The organism is Candidatus Accumulibacter sp. ACC005 (assembly GCF_907163215.1).
Taxonomy (GTDB): Bacteria; Pseudomonadota; Gammaproteobacteria; order Burkholderiales; family Rhodocyclaceae; genus Accumulibacter; species Accumulibacter regalis.
The window spans coordinates 390,239-410,122 of record NZ_CAJQUB010000004.1; the positions used below are offsets into that span (position 1 = coordinate 390,239).

At 62.3% G+C, this 19,884-nt stretch carries 14 protein-coding genes; 3 read left to right on the plus strand and 11 right to left on the minus strand.

Features of this window, described 5'->3' with window-relative positions; translation table 11 throughout:
- Window positions 1-7 precede the first annotated feature (7 nt).
- The 11 genes from secD to QZ613_RS04785 form a co-directional block, all read right to left on the minus strand.
- Complete coding sequence (gene secD, locus QZ613_RS04735; RefSeq protein WP_043565458.1) at window positions 8-1,885, minus strand: protein translocase subunit SecD; 1,878 nt, start codon at window positions 1,883-1,885, stop codon at window positions 8-10.
- Window positions 1,886-1,948: 63 nt separating this feature from the next.
- Complete coding sequence (yajC, locus tag QZ613_RS04740; RefSeq protein ID WP_043565460.1) at window positions 1,949-2,275, minus strand: preprotein translocase subunit YajC; 327 nt, start codon at window positions 2,273-2,275, stop codon at window positions 1,949-1,951.
- Window positions 2,276-2,326: 51 nt separating this feature from the next.
- A complete protein-coding gene (tgt, locus tag QZ613_RS04745) occupies window positions 2,327-3,439 on the minus strand; it encodes a tRNA guanosine(34) transglycosylase Tgt (RefSeq protein WP_291981655.1) in 1,113 nt (370 codons plus the stop codon).
- A 278-nt stretch (window positions 3,440-3,717) separates the two neighbouring features.
- Complete coding sequence (ppdK, locus tag QZ613_RS04750; RefSeq protein WP_043565463.1) at window positions 3,718-6,450, minus strand: pyruvate, phosphate dikinase; 2,733 nt, start codon at window positions 6,448-6,450, stop codon at window positions 3,718-3,720.
- A gap of 161 nt (window positions 6,451-6,611) precedes the next feature.
- Window positions 6,612-8,234 (minus strand): NAD(P)-binding protein, encoded by a 1,623-nt coding sequence (locus QZ613_RS04755; protein ID WP_043565465.1) that lies wholly within the window; start codon window positions 8,232-8,234, stop codon window positions 6,612-6,614.
- Entirely contained in the window at window positions 8,234-9,247 is a 1,014-nt protein-coding gene (locus QZ613_RS04760) for a thiamine pyrophosphate-dependent enzyme (protein ID WP_043565467.1), read from the minus strand. Before QZ613_RS04760 ends, QZ613_RS04755 begins: the two co-directional genes overlap by 1 nt.
- Window positions 9,248-9,258: 11 nt before the next feature.
- Entirely contained in the window at window positions 9,259-10,512 is a 1,254-nt protein-coding gene (porA, locus tag QZ613_RS04765) for a pyruvate ferredoxin oxidoreductase (RefSeq protein ID WP_043565468.1), read from the minus strand.
- Entirely contained in the window at window positions 10,505-11,101 is a 597-nt protein-coding gene (locus QZ613_RS04770) for a 2-oxoacid:acceptor oxidoreductase family protein (protein ID WP_043565513.1), read from the minus strand. Before QZ613_RS04770 ends, porA begins: the two co-directional genes overlap by 8 nt.
- Window positions 11,102-11,388: 287 nt before the next feature.
- A complete protein-coding gene (locus tag QZ613_RS04775) occupies window positions 11,389-12,468 on the minus strand; it encodes a MaoC family dehydratase (protein ID WP_043565469.1) in 1,080 nt (359 codons plus the stop codon).
- 33 nt (window positions 12,469-12,501) lie between these two features.
- On the minus strand, window positions 12,502-13,545 hold the full coding sequence (locus QZ613_RS04780) for a CoA ester lyase (RefSeq protein WP_043565470.1): 1,044 nt from the start codon (window positions 13,543-13,545) through the stop codon (window positions 12,502-12,504).
- Between the two features lie 65 nt (window positions 13,546-13,610).
- The gene (locus QZ613_RS04785) at window positions 13,611-14,831 is read right to left on the minus strand and encodes a 2-methylfumaryl-CoA isomerase (protein WP_291864441.1); all 1,221 of its coding nucleotides are present in this window, start codon (window positions 14,829-14,831) and stop codon (window positions 13,611-13,613) included.
- Between the two features lie 341 nt (window positions 14,832-15,172).
- On the opposite strand from QZ613_RS04785, the gene QZ613_RS04790 reads away from it, so the two are divergent.
- The 3 genes from QZ613_RS04790 to QZ613_RS04800 all read left to right on the plus strand — a co-directional run bounded on the left by QZ613_RS04790 (window position 15,173) and on the right by QZ613_RS04800 (window position 19,865).
- Window positions 15,173-16,027, plus strand: coding sequence for an acyl-CoA dehydrogenase (locus tag QZ613_RS04790; RefSeq protein ID WP_043565474.1), 855 nt, complete (start codon window positions 15,173-15,175; stop codon window positions 16,025-16,027).
- 680 nt (window positions 16,028-16,707) lie between these two features.
- Complete coding sequence (locus QZ613_RS04795) at window positions 16,708-18,150, plus strand: phosphoenolpyruvate kinase (protein ID WP_291864438.1); 1,443 nt, start codon at window positions 16,708-16,710, stop codon at window positions 18,148-18,150.
- Between the two features lie 41 nt (window positions 18,151-18,191).
- The gene (locus QZ613_RS04800; protein WP_291981657.1) at window positions 18,192-19,865 is read left to right on the plus strand and encodes an acyl-CoA dehydrogenase family protein; all 1,674 of its coding nucleotides are present in this window, start codon (window positions 18,192-18,194) and stop codon (window positions 19,863-19,865) included.
- Window positions 19,866-19,884: the final 19 nt, after the last annotated feature.

Genomic DNA, 19,884 nt, shown 5'->3' on the forward strand with positions numbered 1-19,884 from the left:
TGCGTCCCTAGTTGACGGCGGCCGAGCCGGCGTTGGCCGGTTTCCACACCTGGCCGATGGCCAGTGCTTCGAGCTTGCGGCGCCGGCCGTAGATCAGGTTGATCAGGGCGCGCGAGACGACCACCGCCGAGAACAGCGAAGTCATGATGCCCAGACAGTGCACCACCGCGAAGCCGCGTACCGGGCCCGAGCCGAACATCAGCAAGGCCAGGCCGGCAATCAGCGTCGTGATGTTGGAGTCAAGAATGGTGCCGAAGGCTCGTTCGTAACCGGTGTGGATCGCCGCTTGCGGCGATGAGCCATTGCGCAGCTCTTCGCGGATACGTTCGTTGATCAGCACGTTGGCGTCGATGGCCATGCCCAGGGTCAGTGCGATGGCGGCGATACCCGGCAAGGTCAGCGTCGCCTGCAGCATCGAGAGCAGGGCAACCAGGAACAGCAGGTTGGACGCCAGGGCGATCACCGACACGACGCCGAACAACAGGTAGTAGGCGATCATGAAGACGGCGATGGCGACAAAACCCCACATCGTCGACTGGAAGCCCTTCTTGATATTTTCGGCACCGAGGCTTGGGCCGATGGTGCGCTCTTCGATGATCTCCATGGGCGCGGCCAACGAACCAGCGCGGAGCAGCAGCGCGGTGTCGTTGGCTTCTGTGGTGGTCATGCGCCCGGAGATCTGTACACGACCACCGCCAATCTCTGCCCGAATGACCGGCGCGGTGACCACCTCGCCCTTGTTTTTCTCGATCAGCAGGATGGCCATTCTCTTGCCGACGTTATCGCGGGTGATGTCCTTGAAAATGCGTGCGCCCGGCGAATCGAGCGTCAGGTGCACGGCCGGTTCTCTGGTCTGGCTGTCGAAGCCCGGTTGTGCGTCGGTCAGTCGATCGCCAGTCAGTACCACCTGCTTCTTGACCAGCAGTGGTGCACCACCCCGTTCGACATACAACTCGCTGCCGAAGGGTACCTGGCCGGCGAGTGCCGCTTCGACTGCGCCGGGGTTTTCCTCGACCATGCGGATTTCCAGCGTCGCGGTGCGTCCTAGGATGTCCTTGGCTTTGGCGGTGTCCTGCACGCCCGGCAACTGCACGACGATGCGATCGGCACCCTGCTGGGCGATGACCGGCTCGGCAACACCGAGTTCGTTGATGCGGTTGTTCAGGGTGGTGATGTTCTGCTTGAGCGCGAAGTCCTGAATGCGCTTGATGGCCTCCGGCCGTAGCGTGGCGACCAGCTTGAGGTCGCTGCCTTCGCCCTGTTCGACGAGGAGCAGGTCGGGCTGGTTCTCTTCGAGCGTCAGGCGTCCCTTGCTGAGCTTTTCCTGGTCACGAAAACGGATCACCACGCGCTCGCCTTCGCGGTCGATACCGGCGTGGCGGACGTTGTTGTCGCGCAACAGGGTACGCAGGTCAGCGCCGATCGAGTCCAGACGTTTGGTCAGTGCGCCCGGCATGTCCACCTGCAGCAGGAAATGCACGCCGCCACGCAGGTCGAGTCCGAGGTACATCGGTAGCGCGTGCAGCTTGGTCAGCCATTGCGGCGAACTCGACAGGAGATTCAGGGCAATTACGTACTGCGGGTCACTGCTGTCCGGGTTGAATTTCTTTTCCAGGATATCCTTGGCCTGCAGTTGGGTATCGTTGGTCAGCAGGCGAACCTTGACGCCATTGCTGTCGAGAAAGATGCCGCTGTTGGCTATCCCGGCTGCCTGCAGCGTGCTGGCAACGCGTTCACGAGTGCTGGCGTCGATCTTCAGCGTCGCCTTGGCGCTCGAAACCTGCACGGCAGGTGATTCGCCAAAGAAGTTCGGCAAGGTGTAAACCAGGCCGAACAGCAATGCCAGGCCGACGAGGACGTACTTCCAGAGCGGATAGCGATTCATGAATGCTTTTCGTGCCGTCAGAGGACGCGGATGCCGCCCGTAGGGCAGGCACCCGGCAGGGGGTTAGAGTGTCTTCAGCGTGCCTTTTGGCAGAAGCAGCGTGACGGCCTGCTTCTGAACCTGGATTTCGACGGCCGTGGCAACCTCGATGGCGACAAAATTCTCGCTGACCTTGGTGATGCGGCCGGCAATGCCGCCGCCGGTAACCACTTCATCGCCTTTGGCAAGGGCTTCGATCAGCGCCTTGTGCTCCTTGGTCCGCTTCATTTGTGGCCGGATCATCAGGAAGTAGAGGACGACGAACATCAGAATGATCGGCAGGAGCTGCATGAAGCCACCCGTCGGGTCGGCAGAAGCAGCGGTTTGGGCGTGGGCGGTACTGATCAACACATCAGTCTCCTAGAATAGAAGGTTTAAATTGAACCCGAAATTATAGCACTATCATTCGGGCTGCTGACAGCGGGCACTGTGGAAGCGGCGCACGCTTTCGGCGAGCGCGCCAGCGGCAATCGCCGTGCGCAGTTCGTGCATCAGCCGGTGGTAGTAATGCAGGTTGTGCAGGGTGCCGAGCTGTGAGCCGAGGATTTCGCCAACGCGGTGCAGGTGGTGGAGATAGGCGCGCGAAAAGTTCTGGCAGGTATAGCAGTCGCAGCTGTCGTCGAGTGGCCGGGGGTCGGTCTTGTGCTTCGCGTTCCTGATGCGAACGTCGCCGTGACGGGTAAAGAAGTGGCCGTTGCGAGCGTTGCGCGTCGGCATGACGCAGTCAAACATGTCGATGCCGGCGTGCACCGCGGCCACCAGATCCTCGGGCGTGCCGACGCCCATCAGGTAGCGTGGCTTGTCCTGCGGCAGACGCGGCGCAGTGTGGGCGAGGATTCTCGCCATGTCGTCCTTCGGCTCGCCGACCGACAATCCGCCGATGGCGAAGCCGTCGAAGCCGATCTCGGCCAGTGCGGCAAGCGACTCGTCGCGCAGGTCCTCGTACATGCCGCCCTGGACGATTCCGAACAGCGCATTGGGGTTGTCGAGCTTGTCGTGTGTCGCGCGCGAGCGCTGCGCCCAGCGCAGCGAGAGGCGCATGGACGCGGCCGCATCGGCGTGGCTGGCGGGGTGGGGCGTGCATTCGTCGAGAATCATGACTATGTCCGAGTCGAGCACGTGCTGGATACGCATTGACTCTTCCGGCGTCAGAAAAAGTCGGTCGCCGTTGATCGGCGACTGGAATTTGACCCCTTCTTCGGTGATCTTGCGCAGTGCCCCGAGCGAAAACACCTGAAAACCACCCGAATCGGTGAGGATCGGGCCATCCCAGGACATGAAGCGGTGCAATCCGCCATGTGCGGCAATGACTTCCAGACCCGGTCGCAGCCAAAGGTGGAAAGTGTTGCCGAGGCAGATCTGTGCGCCGCTTTCGATCAGGTCGCGCGGCGTCATCGCCTTCACGGTGCCGTAGGTGCCGACAGGCATGAAAGCGGGCGTTTCGACTATGCCGTGGGCAAGGCTGATGCGGCCTCGCCGGGCGGCGCCATCGCTGGCGAGGAGTTCGAACTTCATCTTTGGCGCAAGACCTGCGGGCGGGCTTGACGACTCTCGCCGGCGCTAAGGCGCGCAAGGCGACTGGTCGCCTGGCGTGAGCGGGAGAATGGGGAGAAATCGTGCTGTTTCTTGTCGATTCCCCGAAAGAAAACACCGCCGGGTTCCGGCGGTGTATTTCCCTGGTCAGGCGGTCTGTTTCGGCCTGACCGAAAGCCGGCCCCGTCCCCGGCATTCCTGGCGCTGCGCAGGAGTCGTCCGGGAACGAAAGCCGTCTCGTGAGCTAGCTGCAAAGACGCTCAGCTTCCCGCGTCAAGGGCCGCCTGCGCCGCTGCCAGGCGCGCGATCGGCACGCGGAATGGCGAGCAGCTGACGTAGTCGAGGCCGGTGCGATGGAAGAAGCCGATCGAGGCGGGGTCGCCACCGTGCTCTCCACAGACACCCAGCTTGATTCCCGGGCGCGCCGCACGACCTTTCTCGACGGCCATCTGGACCAGGAGTCCAACGCCTTTCTGATCGATCGACTCGAACGGATCGCGCTCGTACATACCGTCTTTCAGATAGCTGGGCAGGAACTTGCCGGCGTCGTCGCGCGAGAAACCCATTGCCATCTGCGTCAGGTCGTTGGTTCCGAACGAGAAGAATTCGGCCTGCTGACCGATACTGTCGGCGATCAAGGCGGCACGCGGCGTCTCGATCATCGTCCCGACCATGTAGTCGATCTTCTCGCCGCGCTCAGCGAATACGGCATCCGCAGTCTTGCGAATGACCTTGGCCTGGGCATTGAACTCACGGACAGTACCCACCAGCGGCACCATGATCTCGGCCTTGACGTCGACCCCCTTGGCTTTCATGTTCAGCGCAGCCTCGATGATCGCACGCGTCTGCATCTCGGTGATTTCCGGATAGGTAATGCCGAGGCGGCAGCCGCGGTGGCCCATCATCGGGTTGAACTCATGCAGGTCGTCGACCCGCATCTTGATCACCCCCAGCGGAACATTCATCTCGTGGGCCATGATCTTCTGGTTGGCTTCGTCGTGCGGGACGAACTCGTGCAGTGGCGGGTCGAGGAGGCGGATGGTCACCGCCAGTCCGCTCATTTCGCGGAACAGGCCCTCGAAGTCGCCGCGCTGCATCGGCAGCAGTTTGGCCAGTGCCTTGCGGCGTCCGGTTTCGTCCTCGGAGAGGATCATCTCGCGGACGGCCTTGATGCGGTCGCCTTCGAAGAACATGTGCTCGGTACGGCACAGGCCGATTCCCTTGGCACCGAACGTACGCGCAACCTTGGCGTCGTCCGGCGTGTCCGCATTGGCGCGGATGCCCAGCCGCTTGTACTTGTCGGTGAGCTCCATCAAGGCGCCGAAGTCGCCGGTCAGTTCGGCTTCCTTGGTTGGCACCTGGCCTTCAAAGACATCGCCGGTCGAGCCGTCGAGGGAGATCCAGTCGCCTTCCTTGTACGTCTCGCCACCGACCGACATGGTACGGGCATGGTAATCGACACGCACCGCGCCGGCACCCGAGATACAGCACTTGCCCATGCCCCGCGCGACGACTGCCGCGTGCGAGGTCATGCCGCCACGCGCGGTCAGAATACCGGTGGCGACGCTCATTCCGCGCAGGTCCTCGGGCGAGGTTTCCTGACGCACCAGGATGACCGCCTTGCCCTTCCTGACCCATTCTTCGGCTTCGTCGGCGAAGAAGACGATCTGGCCGGTGGCGGCGCCCGGCGAAGCCGGAAGGCCGTGGGCGATCGAACGTGCCTTCTTGATCGCTGCCGGGTCGAAGACCGGGTGCAGGAGTTCGTTGAGGCGATCCGGACCGACTCGCCGCAGGGCTTCCTTCTCATCGATCATGCCCTGGCGCAGCATTTCCATCGCGATGCGGACCATTGCCGCGCCGGTACGCTTGCCGCCGCGCGTCTGGAGCATCCACAGGCGGCCTTCCTGGATGGTGAACTCGACGTCCTGCATGTCCTTGTAGTGATTCTCGAGCTTGGTCTCGGCCTCCAGCAGCTGGCGGTAGATGTCGGGCATCAGCTCTTCGAGCGACGGGAAGCGGCTGCGGCGATCTTCTTCGCTGACCATCGCCAGCTGTGCCCAACGCTGGGAACCTTCAAGGGTGATCTGTTGCGGCGTACGCGTGCCGGCGACGACGTCTTCGCCCTGGGCATTGATCAGGAACTCGCCGTTGAACAGATCTTCTCCGGTACCTGCATCGCGCGTGAAGGCGACGCCGGTGCCGCTGTTGTCGCCAAGGTTGCCGAAGACCATGGCCTGAACGTTCACGGCCGTTCCCCAGGCGTCGGGGATGTCGTTCAGTTCGCGGTATACCTTGGCTCGGTCATTGTTCCAGCTCTGGAAAACGGCCATCACCGAACCCCACAGCTGCTCCCACGGATCGGTCGGGAACTCGCGGCCGATGCGGGCACGAATCAGTCCCTTGAAGCGCTGTACCAGTTCTTTCAGATCGTCGGTCGTGAGGTCGGTATCGAGCTCGACGCCTTTCTTTTCCTTGAGCATGTCGATGACCACTTCGAAGGGATCATGCTCCTCCTTCGACACCGGCTTGAGGCCCATCACCACGTCGCCGTACATCTGGATGAAGCGGCGGTACGAGTCCCAGGCGAATCGTTCGTTGTTGGCCTTGATGGCCAGACCGGCAACCGCCTCGTCGTTGAGGCCGAGGTTCAGAATGGTGTCCATCATGCCCGGCATGGAAGCGCGCGACCCCGAGCGTACGGAGAGCAGCAGGGGATCGGACGAGTCGCCGAATTTCTTGCCCATTTCCTTTTCGATGAACGCGACGCTCTCCCGCACTTCCGCCTCGATCAGCTTGGCGACGGCGTCCTGGCCTTGCTCGGTGTAGACCGTGCAGACTTCGGTACTGATGGTCAAACCGGGTGGAACGACGATTCCCAGGCGGCACATTTCGGCCAGGTTGGCGCCCTTGCCACCGAGAAGGTTCTTCATCGTGGCATCACCGTCAGTGCGGCTGGCACCAAATACGTACACGTTCTTTGTTTTGTTTGACATAAATACCTCGCGTAAAGGGGAAGAAGGAAAGGCGCTTCGAGCCGCGTGCCCGAAGGGTACCCAGAGTGCATGACTGCGGCAGCTTGCGCGCGGTCACTGAATTGCAGTGCTCCCGGTCCTTGAGGGGAGCGGGAGCGGTAGAGCGGGTGCTGCGCAAGCGATCAGATTTCTTCTGCCTCCATCTTGATCGCGCCGCATGGACATTCGGCGACACACATGCCACAGCCCTTGCAATAGTCATAGTTGAATTCAAAGCGCTTGCCCGGACCGAGCTTGATCACCGCATTGTCCGGGCAGACCCCGTAGCAGTTGTCGCACTCGAAGCAGTTGCCGCAGGAAAGGCATCGACGCGCCTCGAAGAGGGCGGTGCTTTCGTCGAGGCCGCCCTGGACTTCGTCGAAGGTCGACTGGCGACGGATGATGTCCAGCATTGGCCGCACCGTTTTCGGCGCATCGGCGTAGTACCAGGGGTTGAGCTTCTCGAAGACCGCGACCTCGTGCTGCGGTGCCGGAACGTGTTCCTCGCCACGCAGCCAGGCGTCGATATGCCGCGCCGCCTGCTTGCCGTGGCCGATGCCGACAGTGACATTACGCTCGGCGGGAACCATGTCGCCGCCGGCAAAGATTCCCGGATGGCCGGTCATCATGTTCGGCGCAACCTTGACCACGCCGTCGCTGACCTCGAGGCCGGGAACCCCTTCGAGGAGTCCGAGATCGACATCCTGTCCCAGCGCGAGCACCAGCGAATCGGCCTCGATGGTCTCGAACTCGCCGGTCGGCTGCGGGAAACCCTTGTCGTCGAGAGCCATCTTTTCGATGGTCAACGACGACTCCTCGGCCTGGGTGATGGTCGACAGCCACTTGACCATGATCCCTTCCTGAATCGCTTCCTCCATCTCGAAGTCATGCGCCGGCATCTTGTCGCGGGTGCGGCGGTAGACGATCAGCGGTTCAGCACCCATGCGCTTGGCGGTGCGCGCCACGTCGATGGCCGTATTGCCGCCGCCATAGACGACGACACGGCGGCCGAGCATCGGCTTCTCCTCGCCTTCCATGCTGCGCAGCACCGAGATGGCATCGACGATCTTCGCCGCGTCACCTGCGGGGATGCGCGCGCGCTTGCCGATGTGCGCTCCAACGGCCAGGAATGCGGCGTCGAACTTGCCCTCCTGCATAGTCGTCAGGATGTTGTCGACCTTGCTGTTCAGTTTCACGGTCACGCCGAGGTCGACTACGCGCTGCATTTCCGCTTCCAGGACGTCGCGCGGCAGGCGGTATTTCGGAATGCCAAAGCGCATCATGCCGCCGAGCAGCGGACCCGCCTCATACACCGTGACGCTGTGGCCGAGGCGGCGCAGGTGGTACGCCGCCGACATGCCGGACGGACCAGCGCCGACGACGAGCACGTTCTTGCCCGATTCGCTGGCCGGTGCGGTGAGCTTCCAGCCGAGCTTGAGCGCCTCGTCACCAAGGAAATGCTCGACCGAATTGATCCCCACCGCCTCGTCGATCTGGCCGCGGTTGCACGCCCCTTCGCAGGTGTGGTAGCAGACGCGGCCCATGATCGCCGGAAACGGGTTATCGCGGGTCAGGTGCCGCCAGGCGCTTTCGTAGTCGCCAGACTCGGCATGAAACAGCCAGCCCTGGATGTCTTCGCCGGCGGGGCATTGCTTGTTGCACGGCGGCAGGCGGTCAATATAGACCGGCCGCGAAGTACGCCACGAGCCGGTGTGGTTGGCCAGCGAGGAGCCGGGGTCTAGGGTAATGGCAAAGGGTTTGTCCATCAGTTCGCCTCCTGGTCGAGCAGTCCGTATTTGCGAATATTTTTGTCTGCCGCCGCTTGCAGGCGGGCGATCGTTTCCACTGCCGGCTTCTTGCCGAAGAGGTGCGCGTAGCGCTTCTGCCGTTTGAGGTAGGCCTCGACGGGCTGTTTCCGGCGAATCTTCAGCACGTCGGTGACTTCACCGTTCTCCGCCTCGAAAACCGGGAAAATGCCGGTTTCCTTGGCCAGGCGCGCAAGCAGGATGGTGTCTTCCGAAGCCGCACCCCAGCCCAGCGGACAGGGGACGAGAATGTGGATGTAGCGGGCGCCGCGCATGCCCATGGCCTTGGTCACCTTGTACTCCAGGTCGCGGAGGTCGGCGACCGTGGCCGTCGCGACGTAAGGAATCTCGTGTGCCATGGCGATTGCCGGGACGAACTTGCCCTGGCCGAACTGGTTGCCCGGTTCCGGGCCAACCGGCATGGTTGTCGCCGTGCGGGCTGCCGGTGGCGTTGCCGAACTGCGCTGCACGCCGGTGTTCATGTAGCCGCCGTTGTCATAACAAATATACAGAACGTCGTCATTGCGCTCGAACATCCCGGAGAGGCAGCCGAAACCGATGTCGGTGGTGCCACCGTCGCCCCCCTGGGCGACGACGCGGACGTCACCCATCTGGCCTTTTTGTCGTTTTACCTTGATCGCTGCGGCAATGCCGGTGGCGACCGCTGCGGTATTACCGAACAGTGAGTGTATCCAGGGGATTTGCCACGAGGTCTCAGGGTAGGGGGTTGAGAAAACCTCGAGGCAACCGGTCGCGTTGGCCGCAATCAAACGGCCGCGAGCAGCGTTCATGGCGGCGTCGATGGCGTAGCGTGCGCCGAGCGCTTCACCGCAACCCTGGCAGGCGCGGTGCCCGGAGTTCAGCGAGTTGGTACGTTGAATGTTGGCCTGGACACTGCGTTCCGATGGTTCCAGGAGGCGATTGCCGACGGTGAAGGTGCCGGTCTGGTAAAAATGGACGGGTTGAAAGCTCATCTTGGTTCTCCTCAGCCAATGCGCGCGGCAACGACGCCGACGTCGCGCAGCATGCTTTCCGCTGCCGGACCCGAACGTCGCGTCGTGCGCTCGCGTTCGAGTTGCTTGTTGATCACGTCCCAGTCGAGGTCGAGGAAGGTGAGGCGCTCAAGCTCGCCGCGGACGGCCTTGGCAAACAACGCGTGCAGTGACTTCATGGTGATCGCCCGCCCGCCGAGTCCGGCGACGACCGTGTGTCCTTCGAGCTGCAGCCCGGACATCGCCATGCGCACATCGGTGGACACGACGCCGCCAATGCCAACCGCCAGGCTCTTTTCGAGCACCACGACGCGCTTGGCGTTCTGCAGTGCGGCGCGAACGTTCTCGAGCGGGAAAGGACGGTAGGAAGTAATTCCCAGGACGCCGATCTTCTCGCCAGCCTGGCGCATCTCGTCGACGACGTCCTTGATCGTGCCCAGGATCGAACCCATCGCCACGACGATGGTTTCCGCATCGTCGGTGAGATAGGAATGCGTCAAACCACCGGAATCGCGACCGAATATCGCCTTGAACTCCTTGGTCAAGCGCGGGATCAGCTCGAGAGCCTGCATCTGCTTGGCGTGTGCCAGGTAGCGCACTTCGGAAAACGCTTCCGGGCCGACCATCGCCCCGATCGATACTGGATCGGTCGGGTCAAGGACCTGACGCGGTTCGTACGGCGGCAGGAAGCTGTCGACCTGTTCCTGCGTCGGCACGTCTACCCGCTCGTACGCGTGCGTGAGAATGAAGCCGTCCATGCATACCATCACTGGCAGGCTGACTTCCTCAGCCAGCTTGAACGCCAGAATGTGCAGGTCGAGTGCCTCCTGGTTGGTTTCGGCGAAAAGCTGGATCCAGCCGCTGTCTCTTTGCGAGAGCGCGTCCGTGTGGTCGTTCCAGATGTTGATTGGCGCTCCGATGGCCCGGTTGGCGACGGTCATCACGATCGGCAGGCCGAGGCCGGAAGCGTTATAGACCGCTTCGCACATGAACAGGATGCCCTGCGAAGCGGTGGCCGTATAGGTGCGCGCACCGGTCGCCGACGAGCCAATGGCGACGCTCATTGCGGCAAACTCGGATTCGACGTTGATGTACTCGCAGTTACTGATCTCGCCGCCTTTGACCATTTCGCCGAGACCTTCGACGATGTGTGTCTGGGGTGAAATCGGATAGGCGCAAATGACCTCGGGGCGGCAAAGACCGACCGCTTCGGCAACGGCGTGTGAACCTTCAGTCTGCTTAAGCATGTGCGGCCTCCTGGTGACTTGCGCCGGCAATCTCGTCAGCGACGAAGCGATAGGCTTCGCTCGCGGCAGCGATGTTGTTGCTGGCTATCTTCTCCGAAAACTTGGCATTGATGGCCTTGATCACCGACTCCAGGCGGATGATTCCCGAGGCTGCAGCGAATCCGGCAAGCAAGGGGACATTGGGCATTGGGCGGCCGACATGCTTTCGACTGAGATCGGTGGCGGGGACCGTGAGCAGCCGTTCTGCCGGCCAGTCGCGGACAAAATCGCCAAGGCCGAGTTCGTCGAAGCTGCGACTGGTGTTGATCAGGATGTAGCCGTCCTTCTTCAGGCCCGAAAAGACATCGACCTGGAAGAGCAGCGTCGGATCCTGAATGATCAGGGCGTCGGGCTCCATGATCGGCTCACGCAGCCGGATCTCCTGGTCGGCGATGCGGCAGAAGGCGACGACGGGGGCGCCGGTGCGCTCCGATCCGAAACTGGGGAAGGCCTGCGCGTGGCGTCCTTCCTCAAAGGCAGCAATCGACAACATTTCCGCAGCGGTAACCACGCCCTGGCCACCGCGACCATGTATTCGGACTTGGAACATGTTTTCTCCAGTGTTGAACTTTCGGTTGTACATCGGTGTCGTTTTTCAGCTTGCGCAGCATAGCTCAGTTCGAGTTCATTGAAAACAACGCCCCGGTCTCGATCACTGGCCTTCCGTGATCGTCCCGGAGGAGCGTGGAATCCACTGCTGACAGCCGGGATCACATTCTCTTTCGTCTGCCGCAGCGCGCTCTGGCGCCGGTGATCCAGCCATGCTGCATGCGTTTTTGGTGTTGCCGATGCTGGCGGCGATGGCACCGGCTTTCTGGAGCGAGTTCACCCCGCAGATTACTCCGGTGGTGGGCTCTTTCCCGGTCTTTTCGGCATCAGGACCGTATAGTCGAAGTCAAGGAGTACGCTCGGATCGTAGCTGCCGTCGGCCCCACGGTACGGGAAGTCAGCACAGTTGCGGTCCTTGGTGGCCACCGTCCGCAAACGGAGTGCGCCAAGGTCGTGGCGGCCAGGCAAGGACATCTGTTCGATGATTTCCGACCACGCGTACACCGTATCGCCTGCGAATGCCGGCGATACGTGCCTGCCGGCGTTGATCGCCACGACGCTGAAGGCATTGGCCAGACCGTTGAAGGACAGTGCGCGCGCCAAGCCGATAATGTAGCCGCCGTAGACGATTCGGCGTCCGAAGCGCCCACTCTTTTCCGCATGCTGGTTGAAGTGTACCCGCGCAGTATTCTGGTATAAGCGGGTGGCCATCATGTGCTCGCTTTCTTCGATGGTCATCCCGTCCACGTGATCGATTCTCTCGCCGACCCGGTAGTCGTCCCATAGATCGGTGCTGCCCGAGAGGGTGGTGTCATAGCCTTCCACTCTGATCCCAGCGGGAATGACCAGGTCGCTCGCGGCAACGGCCTCGTGCAGCGCGGGAACTACGGTTTCGGGCGCCGGCGACGCCGGATCGCGCTTGCGAACCATTACCCAGCGGCAGTAATCGAGCGCTATCTGCCCGCGCTGGTTGACACCGCACGAGCGCACGTAGACGATGCCCGTTTTTCCGTCGCTGTTTTCCTTGAGCCCGATCACCGTCGAATCCGCGGTGAGCGTGTCGCCCGGATAGACGCGGTGGCCAAAGCGCCCGGCGGCGTAGCCGAGGTTGGCGATGGCATTGAGCGAAATGTCAGGCACCGTCTTGCCGAAGACGATGTTGAAGGCCAGCAGGTTATCCACTGGTGCGCGCGGGAACGAGAGGCTGTGGGCGAAGGTATCCGCCGAGGTCAGCGCAAAGCGCGAGCCGGTCAGCGCGGTGTACAGCGCCACATCGCCCTCGGTGATCGTTCGCGGCGTCGCATGGGCGATCGTCTGGCCGACGCGAAAGTCCTCGAAAAAGTTACCCCATTTGGTTTTCTCGCTCATTGCCGCTTCTCCCCGCGGTTCTGGATCGCTGCGCTATAGTCCATAGGCTGCCGCCAGGTCCGGATCACGTCGGGCCACCAGTCTGGCCAGGTCGACAATCACCCGCGCCTGTTTCCAGGTCGCGTCGTCCTGCATCTTGCCGTCTATGGTCGCCACGCCACTGCCGTCGGGCATCGCTTCGAGGATGCGTTTGGCGAACAGGACTTCCTTGACATCGGGGCTGAAGACGCGTTTGGCAATGGCGATCTGGTTCGGTGCCAGCGACCAGGCCCCGGAGCAGCCCATCAGGAAAGCATTGCGGAACTGCGCCTCGCAGGCGGCTTCGTCCTTGAGGTCGCCGAAGGGACCATAGAAGGAGTGCAGGCCGTGCGCCACAGCCGCGTCAACCATGCGCGCAACCGTGTAATGCCACAGATCCTGCTGGAAGAAGGCACGCTGCGTCTGGCCTTCTTCGGGATCCGCGAGAACCCCGTAACCGGGGTGCCCGCCGCCGACGCGGGTGGTCTTCATGCCCCGCGAAGCCGCCAGATCGGCCGGGCCGAGGCTCAGGCCGTGCATGCGCGGACTGGCGCCGCAGATCGCCTCGACGTTGGTCACCCCCTGCGCGGTTTCGAGCAGCGCGTGCAGCAGAATCGGCTTGCCGATCGCGTACTTAGCCTCGAGCAGGGCAACGTACTGATCGACGAAGTGGATATCCCACGGTCCCTCCACTTTCGGAATCATGATCACGTCGAGCTTGTTGCCGACGTGCTTGATGATCTCGCTGAGGTCGTCAAGAACCCACGGACTGTTCAGGGCGTTGATGCGCACCCACATCCCGGTGTCACCAAAGTCGTTGTCTTGCAGCAGCTCGATGAAGCCGGCGCGGGCGGCGTCCTTTGACTCGATCGGAATGGCGTCCTCGAGGTTGCCGCACATCACGTCACACTTGCGCGCCGTCTCCGGTGCCTTGGCACGGATTTTTTCAATATGCGGGGGAAAGAAATGGATCATTCGCTCCGGCCGTACCGGCAATTCACGCAGAGGTTGTGGCGCACCAATGGCGAGCGGCTTGTAGAAATGGACGGGGAGCTTCATGGCATTTTTCCTGGTAATCATTTGTTTGGCATACAAGAGCCGTCAGCGTCTTGCTGGCGAAAGCTTCAGGCCGGTCCGGCGACCACGCCGGCGTCATGGAGGCGGCCAACTTCCGCTTCGCTCATGCCGAGAACTTCGAGCAGAATCTGGTCCGTATGCTGGCCCAGAACCGGCGCCGGCGCCGCCGGCAGGCGGGGCGAGGCAGTAAAGTCGAGCGGCGTTGTGGGCATCAGGTAGGTGCCGACGCCGGGCTGCTCGGTCATCGTAAACATAGGATTGTCGATCGAGCAATCGGGATCGTTGGCCAAGGCCTCGCGCACGCTGCGATAGGGGCCCCAGGTCACGCGGTGTGCATCGAGGATCGCCGCCGTTTCGGCCAGCGTGCGTGCCTGGCACCATGCTTCGATCAATGCAGCGATCTGCTGGCGGGCGCGAAAGCGATTGCCTTCGTCGGCGAGGTCGAGGCCGAGGCGGATGCCGAGCGCGTCGAGCGGTTCCTTCAGGCCGGTCGCTTTGACCAGGCAGCGCCACTGCCTGCCGGTCAGCCCGACGATCATCAGGCGCTTGCCGTCCAGGGTCTCGAAGTCGCGACCAAAAGCGCCGTACAGATAGTTGCCCTGTTTGGGTCGATCGGTGTCGTTGACCATCACCTCGGCGATCATTCCGATGTTGCCGACCATCGCCAGCGCGACGTCCTTCAGCGCCAGGCGTACCAACTGTCCCTCGCCGGTCAGGCGCCGGTGCCGTTCAGCGGCGAGCATGCCGATTGCAATCATCTGGCCGCTGATGAAATCCCACGCCGGAAAGACATGGTTGACCACCTCCGGGGAATTGGTCGGCCCGGTCATGAACGGCAGGCCGACCTGCGGGTTTACCGTGTAATCGACTTCGGAACTGCCGTCGCGCCGACCGGTCAGGTTGACCATGATCAGGTCCTGACGATGCGCTTTCAGCGCCGCGTAGCTCAGCCAGCCCTCGGCCGGGAAGTTGGTGCTGAACAGGCCGGCGTTGTCGCCGGGCGCGCAGATCAGCTGGGTCAGCAAGGCCTGTCCCCGGGGGTTGCGCAGATTTACCGCGATCGAACGCTTGCCCTTGTTCATGCCGGCCCAGAAAAGGCTCTGCTGCCCGTCACGGCTGAGTGGCCAGCGACCGTAATCGAGGCCCCCTCCGATGGGGTCGAAGCGAATGACGTCGGCGCCGAGTTGGGCCAGCGTCATGCCGCCTAGCGGCGCCGCGACGAAAGCGGATCCTTCGATGACCCGCAAGCCCTTGAGAATTCCGTCCATTCTGGTCAGCTATCCTGTTTGCGTCGCGTGCGACCGCAAACGAATGCGCCCGCTGCCCCACCGCTCGCCGACCGCAGTGCTTCCTTGATCGTCGACACGTCTCTCCCTACCATGCCCACTCCTCCCGACAGCAGAGCCAGAAAGCGACTCGATCCCTGCATCGCGGGTCATCCCCTTGTCAACGCAGAGCGCACAGTATATGGGAAAAGGGGCGTCCGGGCGCACAGATGCGACATTGTTGGCGGTGCCGTGCGAGCATCGTGCACCGGCTTGAGTTTGGCGGGGCGCTATGCTGTACTTGGCGGACGCCCGCGCGCGAAGCGCTCAACAGGATGAAATCAATGACGGATGCGGCAGCAGACTACTCGGCCTGGATCGGTCGCCGGGAAATAAGCGACGATGAACTGGCTCTGGCGCCGGCTTTGGCAGCGGCGGCGACGCTGGACGACACGCTGACGCATTTTGAGAAAGGCAGCCCGTTGCCGCCGCTGTGGCACTGGTTCTACTTCCTCCCGCGGGCGCCGCAGGCGCAGCTCGACGTCGATGGGCATCCGCAGCGTGGCGGCTTCATGCCGCCGATCCCCTATCCGCGCCGCATGTTCGCCGGTGCCCGGCTGCGTTTCCACCGGCCGCTGCTGATCGGTCAGCCGGCGCGGCGCGAGGCGCTGATTCGCGATATTCGACAGAAATCGGGACGTTCCGGATCGCTGGCCTTCGTTTCGCTGCTCTGCAGCTTCTATCAGGATGGCGTGTTGTGCATCGAGGAGGAGCAGGACATCGTTTATCGCGAGCCGGGCCCGGCGGTCGCTCGCCCGCGAGTGATCGACTGGCCGCCCGTGGACAACGCGACATGGTCGCGCATTGTGACGCCCGACCCGACGCTGCTGTTCCGCTTCTCGGCGCTGACTTTCAACGCCCATCGCATTCACTACGACCGGCCGTACGCGGTCGACGAGGAGGGCTATCCGGGGCTGGTGGTGCATGGCCCCCTGACTGCCGTCTTGCTGATGGAGCTGCTGCGCAAGAATGCACCACGACCGGTAGCCAGCTTCAGCTTCCGCGGCCTGGCGCCGCTGTTTGATCTGGCCCCCTTTCGCCTGCTGTGCTCCGGCAACGACGGCCGGATGTCTCTTGAGGCGCTGGCGCCCGACGGGGTGGCGGCAATGAGCGCCAGCGCGGATCTCATGCCGGCGTAGTTTCACCGTCATCTGCTCTGCACCCCAGGGAGCGGCAGCGGCCCATGAAGTTGCCGCCGTTCCGTTGCGTGGGCGGGTTACGGGCGCTTTCCGCTGATAATCAGAAGTCATCAAATTTGTTCGTATTATCGCGAACGGCCATGCCCGACAAAAAGCGATTAATAAGCAAATAACGACAGCGTGTCGCGTGCACAGCCGATGCCACGTCTGAAAGAAGTCATCGCGTCGTCGCAGGCCCGTGTTCGTAGGGGGCGGCGATCGGGAATCCACGGTTGCGACCTCGAGCAGTCGCGGTTTGTAGCGATTACTTCCGGGCGTCGTGGCTTGGAATAGGCGCTTGCACGTATTTATCGTAAGTACATTTTGTGCAAGGTGAGTAGTCGAGTGCGCTGCAGGGGCGGAATCACATGTGAATATCGTTGCAGCCGCAGAGAGCCGCCCACGCTCGGCCGGCACCGGGGTTGGCGCAGCGACAAGGCGTTGTGGTCGCCAATTGGCGCCGTTTCGGCTCTTTTGTCTTTAAACTTCTATAAGACTAAAGATATTGCTCTGCCGTCGTTCAGCGTGTTGCCTTGTGCCACAATCGCCGATAGAATCATTATCAGCAACGGGGAGTAATTGATCACTACAACCGCATAATGCTGTTGGATGTGTATTGTGCGCAATTAGGGAGGATAAGCATGAAACTCAGCCTCACCCATGACGAAATGGCTGCCTATTGTGGCGAGTTGCGCGCTTCAAATCAGGCGTTCGAGTCCCATTATCCGGCAGATTCCTTCGACCGGCAGCCGGTGCACACGGTTTATGGCGGGGCCAATTTGCTCAAGGCCGGGTTTGCCGCGAAGTTGGGTGAGGTGGCGCTCAAGACTCTGGAAACCTATGCGCCCAGCTACAGTGTTTTCGCTCGCGCGCTCGGTCTGCCGCGCGCCGATACCCTGCCAACGAACGCCATGGAACTGGCCAGTCTGACGCGGGCGCTGGAAGCGAATCCCGACCAGGTGCGCGAGACCAAGCAAGCGGCCTGGCTGGCTTTTACGGTTTACAAGCGGGTGGTGAAGAAGTTGCAGACTGAGCCGGTTGAGGACAACCGCATTGATTTCGAGGATGGCTACGGCAATCGCCCGGACGATGAAGAGGATGGCCATGCCGCCTCGGCGGCAGACGAGGTGGCGAAAGGGATGCGCGAGGGCCTGCTGCCACCGTTCATTGGTATTCGCGTGAAGACCTTTTCGGAAGAGTGCAAGCAACGCTCGATTCGCACCCTGGACATTTTCCTGACTCGCCTCGCCGAGCAGACGGGGGGCAAACTGCCGCCGAACTTCATCGTCACGCTGCCCAAGGTCACGACGCCCGGCCAGGTGTCGACCTGCGCGAGGATTCTCGAGAATCTCGAAGCCCGGCTGGGTTTTCCCAAAGAGTCGCTGAAGATGGAGATCATGATCGAAACGACGCAGGCGATCATCAATCACCAGGGCGAAAACACGGTGCCGCTACTGGTGGCCGCCGCAGGTAGCCGCTGCCGCTCGGCGATTTTCGGGACTTACGATTACACGGCGTCGTGCAACATCACCGCCGCACACCAGAACCACACCCATCCGGCCTGCGATTTTGCCCGCCATGTGATGCAGGTCAGCCTGGCCGGAACCGGCATCACGATCAGCGACGGCGCGACCACCAGTATGCCGATCGGGCCCCACAAGGCAGCCAAGGACGCGCTGCTGAGCGCCCAGCAGATGGACGAGAACCGCGTCGTCGTGCATGGCGCGTGGAAGCTTCATTACGACAACATCATGCATTCGCTGCGGCACGGCTACTATCAGGGATGGGACTTGAATCCCGGCCAGTTGCCGGTGCGCTACGCGGCGATGGACACCTTCTTCCTCAGCAGCCTGCAGGATGCCTCGGCGCGCCTGAACGCTTTTCTGAACAAGGCTGCACAGGCGACACTGGTGGGCAACACCTTTGACGATGCGGCGACGGGTCAGGGCCTGCTGAACTTTTTCCTGCGCGGAATGGCGTGCGGAGCGATCACCGAACAGGAAGTCCTGGCAACGGGAATTACGCTCGACGAGTTGCGCTCCCGGTCGTTTGTGCAGATTGTTAATAACCGGACCAGCAAGTAAGGGTTGCAAGATCCGATCGCGTACGAAGAAAGGGATGAGCCATGACTGATGTCAACAGCGGGACGCAGGAAGCCGTTCAGCATCTGCAGGCAGCTGATGCACTGATCGAGAAATCGCTGCGCTGGATGAAGCAGCAATGCGCCGGTGGAAAGGGGGTCTCGAACGAGAAACTCGATGCCCATCAGATGGCCAGCTTCGACCTTGCGTGGTGCGCCGCAGAATCGACCGCCGCGCGCTTTGCCGCGGAATATGCCGACAAGGTTGCCGCGGCGGCGACGGGCGACGGCCCCTGCGTGGAACAGCGCATGGCCCTGGCCTTTTGTGCCGAGGCCTTGCAGAATATCCACAATCGTTTCTGGGCACGACCGCAGAGTTTCGGGGTGAACGCGGCCGACCTGGCCGCTTTCGCGTCAACCGCACTCGCCGGGTTTTGCCAGACGCAGCTGGATGCCGACAATCTCGCTGCTTTGGGCAGGGAGGTCGTGGCCCTGGATGGCGATAGCGGCGCCTATATGCTCGGCGACGACGCCCTGATGATGCAGGACGCCTTTCGCAAGCTGGCCAGCAACGTGGTCATGCCCCTAGCCGAGGACATTCATCGCCACGACCGCATCATCCCGCAGGAAATCCTCGATCCGCTGACCGAAATGGGCTGCTTCGGGCTGTCGATCCCCGAGCGCTACGGTGGCATCCAGAGCGACGATCATGAAGACAACATGGGCATGATCGTGGTCACCGAGGAGCTTTCACGCGGCTCGCTCGGCGCAGCGGGCAGCCTGATCACCCGTCCGGAAATCCTCAGTCGCGCGCTGCAGAAGGGGGGGACGGAAGAGCAGCGGCAGAAATGGTTGCCCCGGGTGGCGATGGGCGACCCCTTGTGCGCCATCGCCGTCACCGAACCGGATACCGGTTCGGACGTCGCGGCGATGCGCCTCAAGGCAAGCAAGTGTGAGGGTGGCTGGCTGCTCGATGGCGTCAAGACCTGGTGCACCATGGCCGGGAAGGCGGGCGTCCTCCTGGTTCTGGCCCGCTCCAACCCCGATCGCTCGCTTGGTCACAAAGGCCTGAGCATGTTCCTGGTCGAAAAGGACTCGTATGACGGCCATGATTTCGAGTATCGCCAGGCACAGGGTGGCGTACTGACCGGCCGGGCCATTTCGACCATCGGCTATCGCGGCATGCATTCCTACGAGGTCTTCTTCGACAGTGTCTTCGTCCCGGACGAAAACCTGGTCGGCGGGCCGGCCGGTGAAGGGAAAGGCTTCTACTTCACGATGGCCGGATTTGCCGGCGGGCGCATTCAGACGGCCGCACGGGCCATCGGTGTGATGCAGGCCGCTTTCGAACGCGCTGTTTCCTATGCTGGCGAGCGCAAGGCATTCGGCAAACCTATCGGCGAGTATCAACTGACGCTGGTCAAGCTGGCGCGCATGGCGACTCTGCTGACCGTTTCCCGCCAATTCACCTACGCCGTCGGGCGTTTGATGGACCAGGGTTCGGGACAGATGGAAGCGAGCATGGTGAAGCTCTTTACCTGCCGGACTGCGGAATGGCTGACCCGCGAAGCGGTGCAGATTCACGGTGGCATGGGTTATGCCGAGGAGTCGCCGGTCAGCCGTTACTTCCTGGATGCCCGTGTGCTGTCGATTTTCGAGGGCGCCGAAGAAACGCTGGCGCTCAAGGTCATCGCCCGCTCGCTGATCGAAGCGGTGTAGTTCCGTCCACTTTCAGACT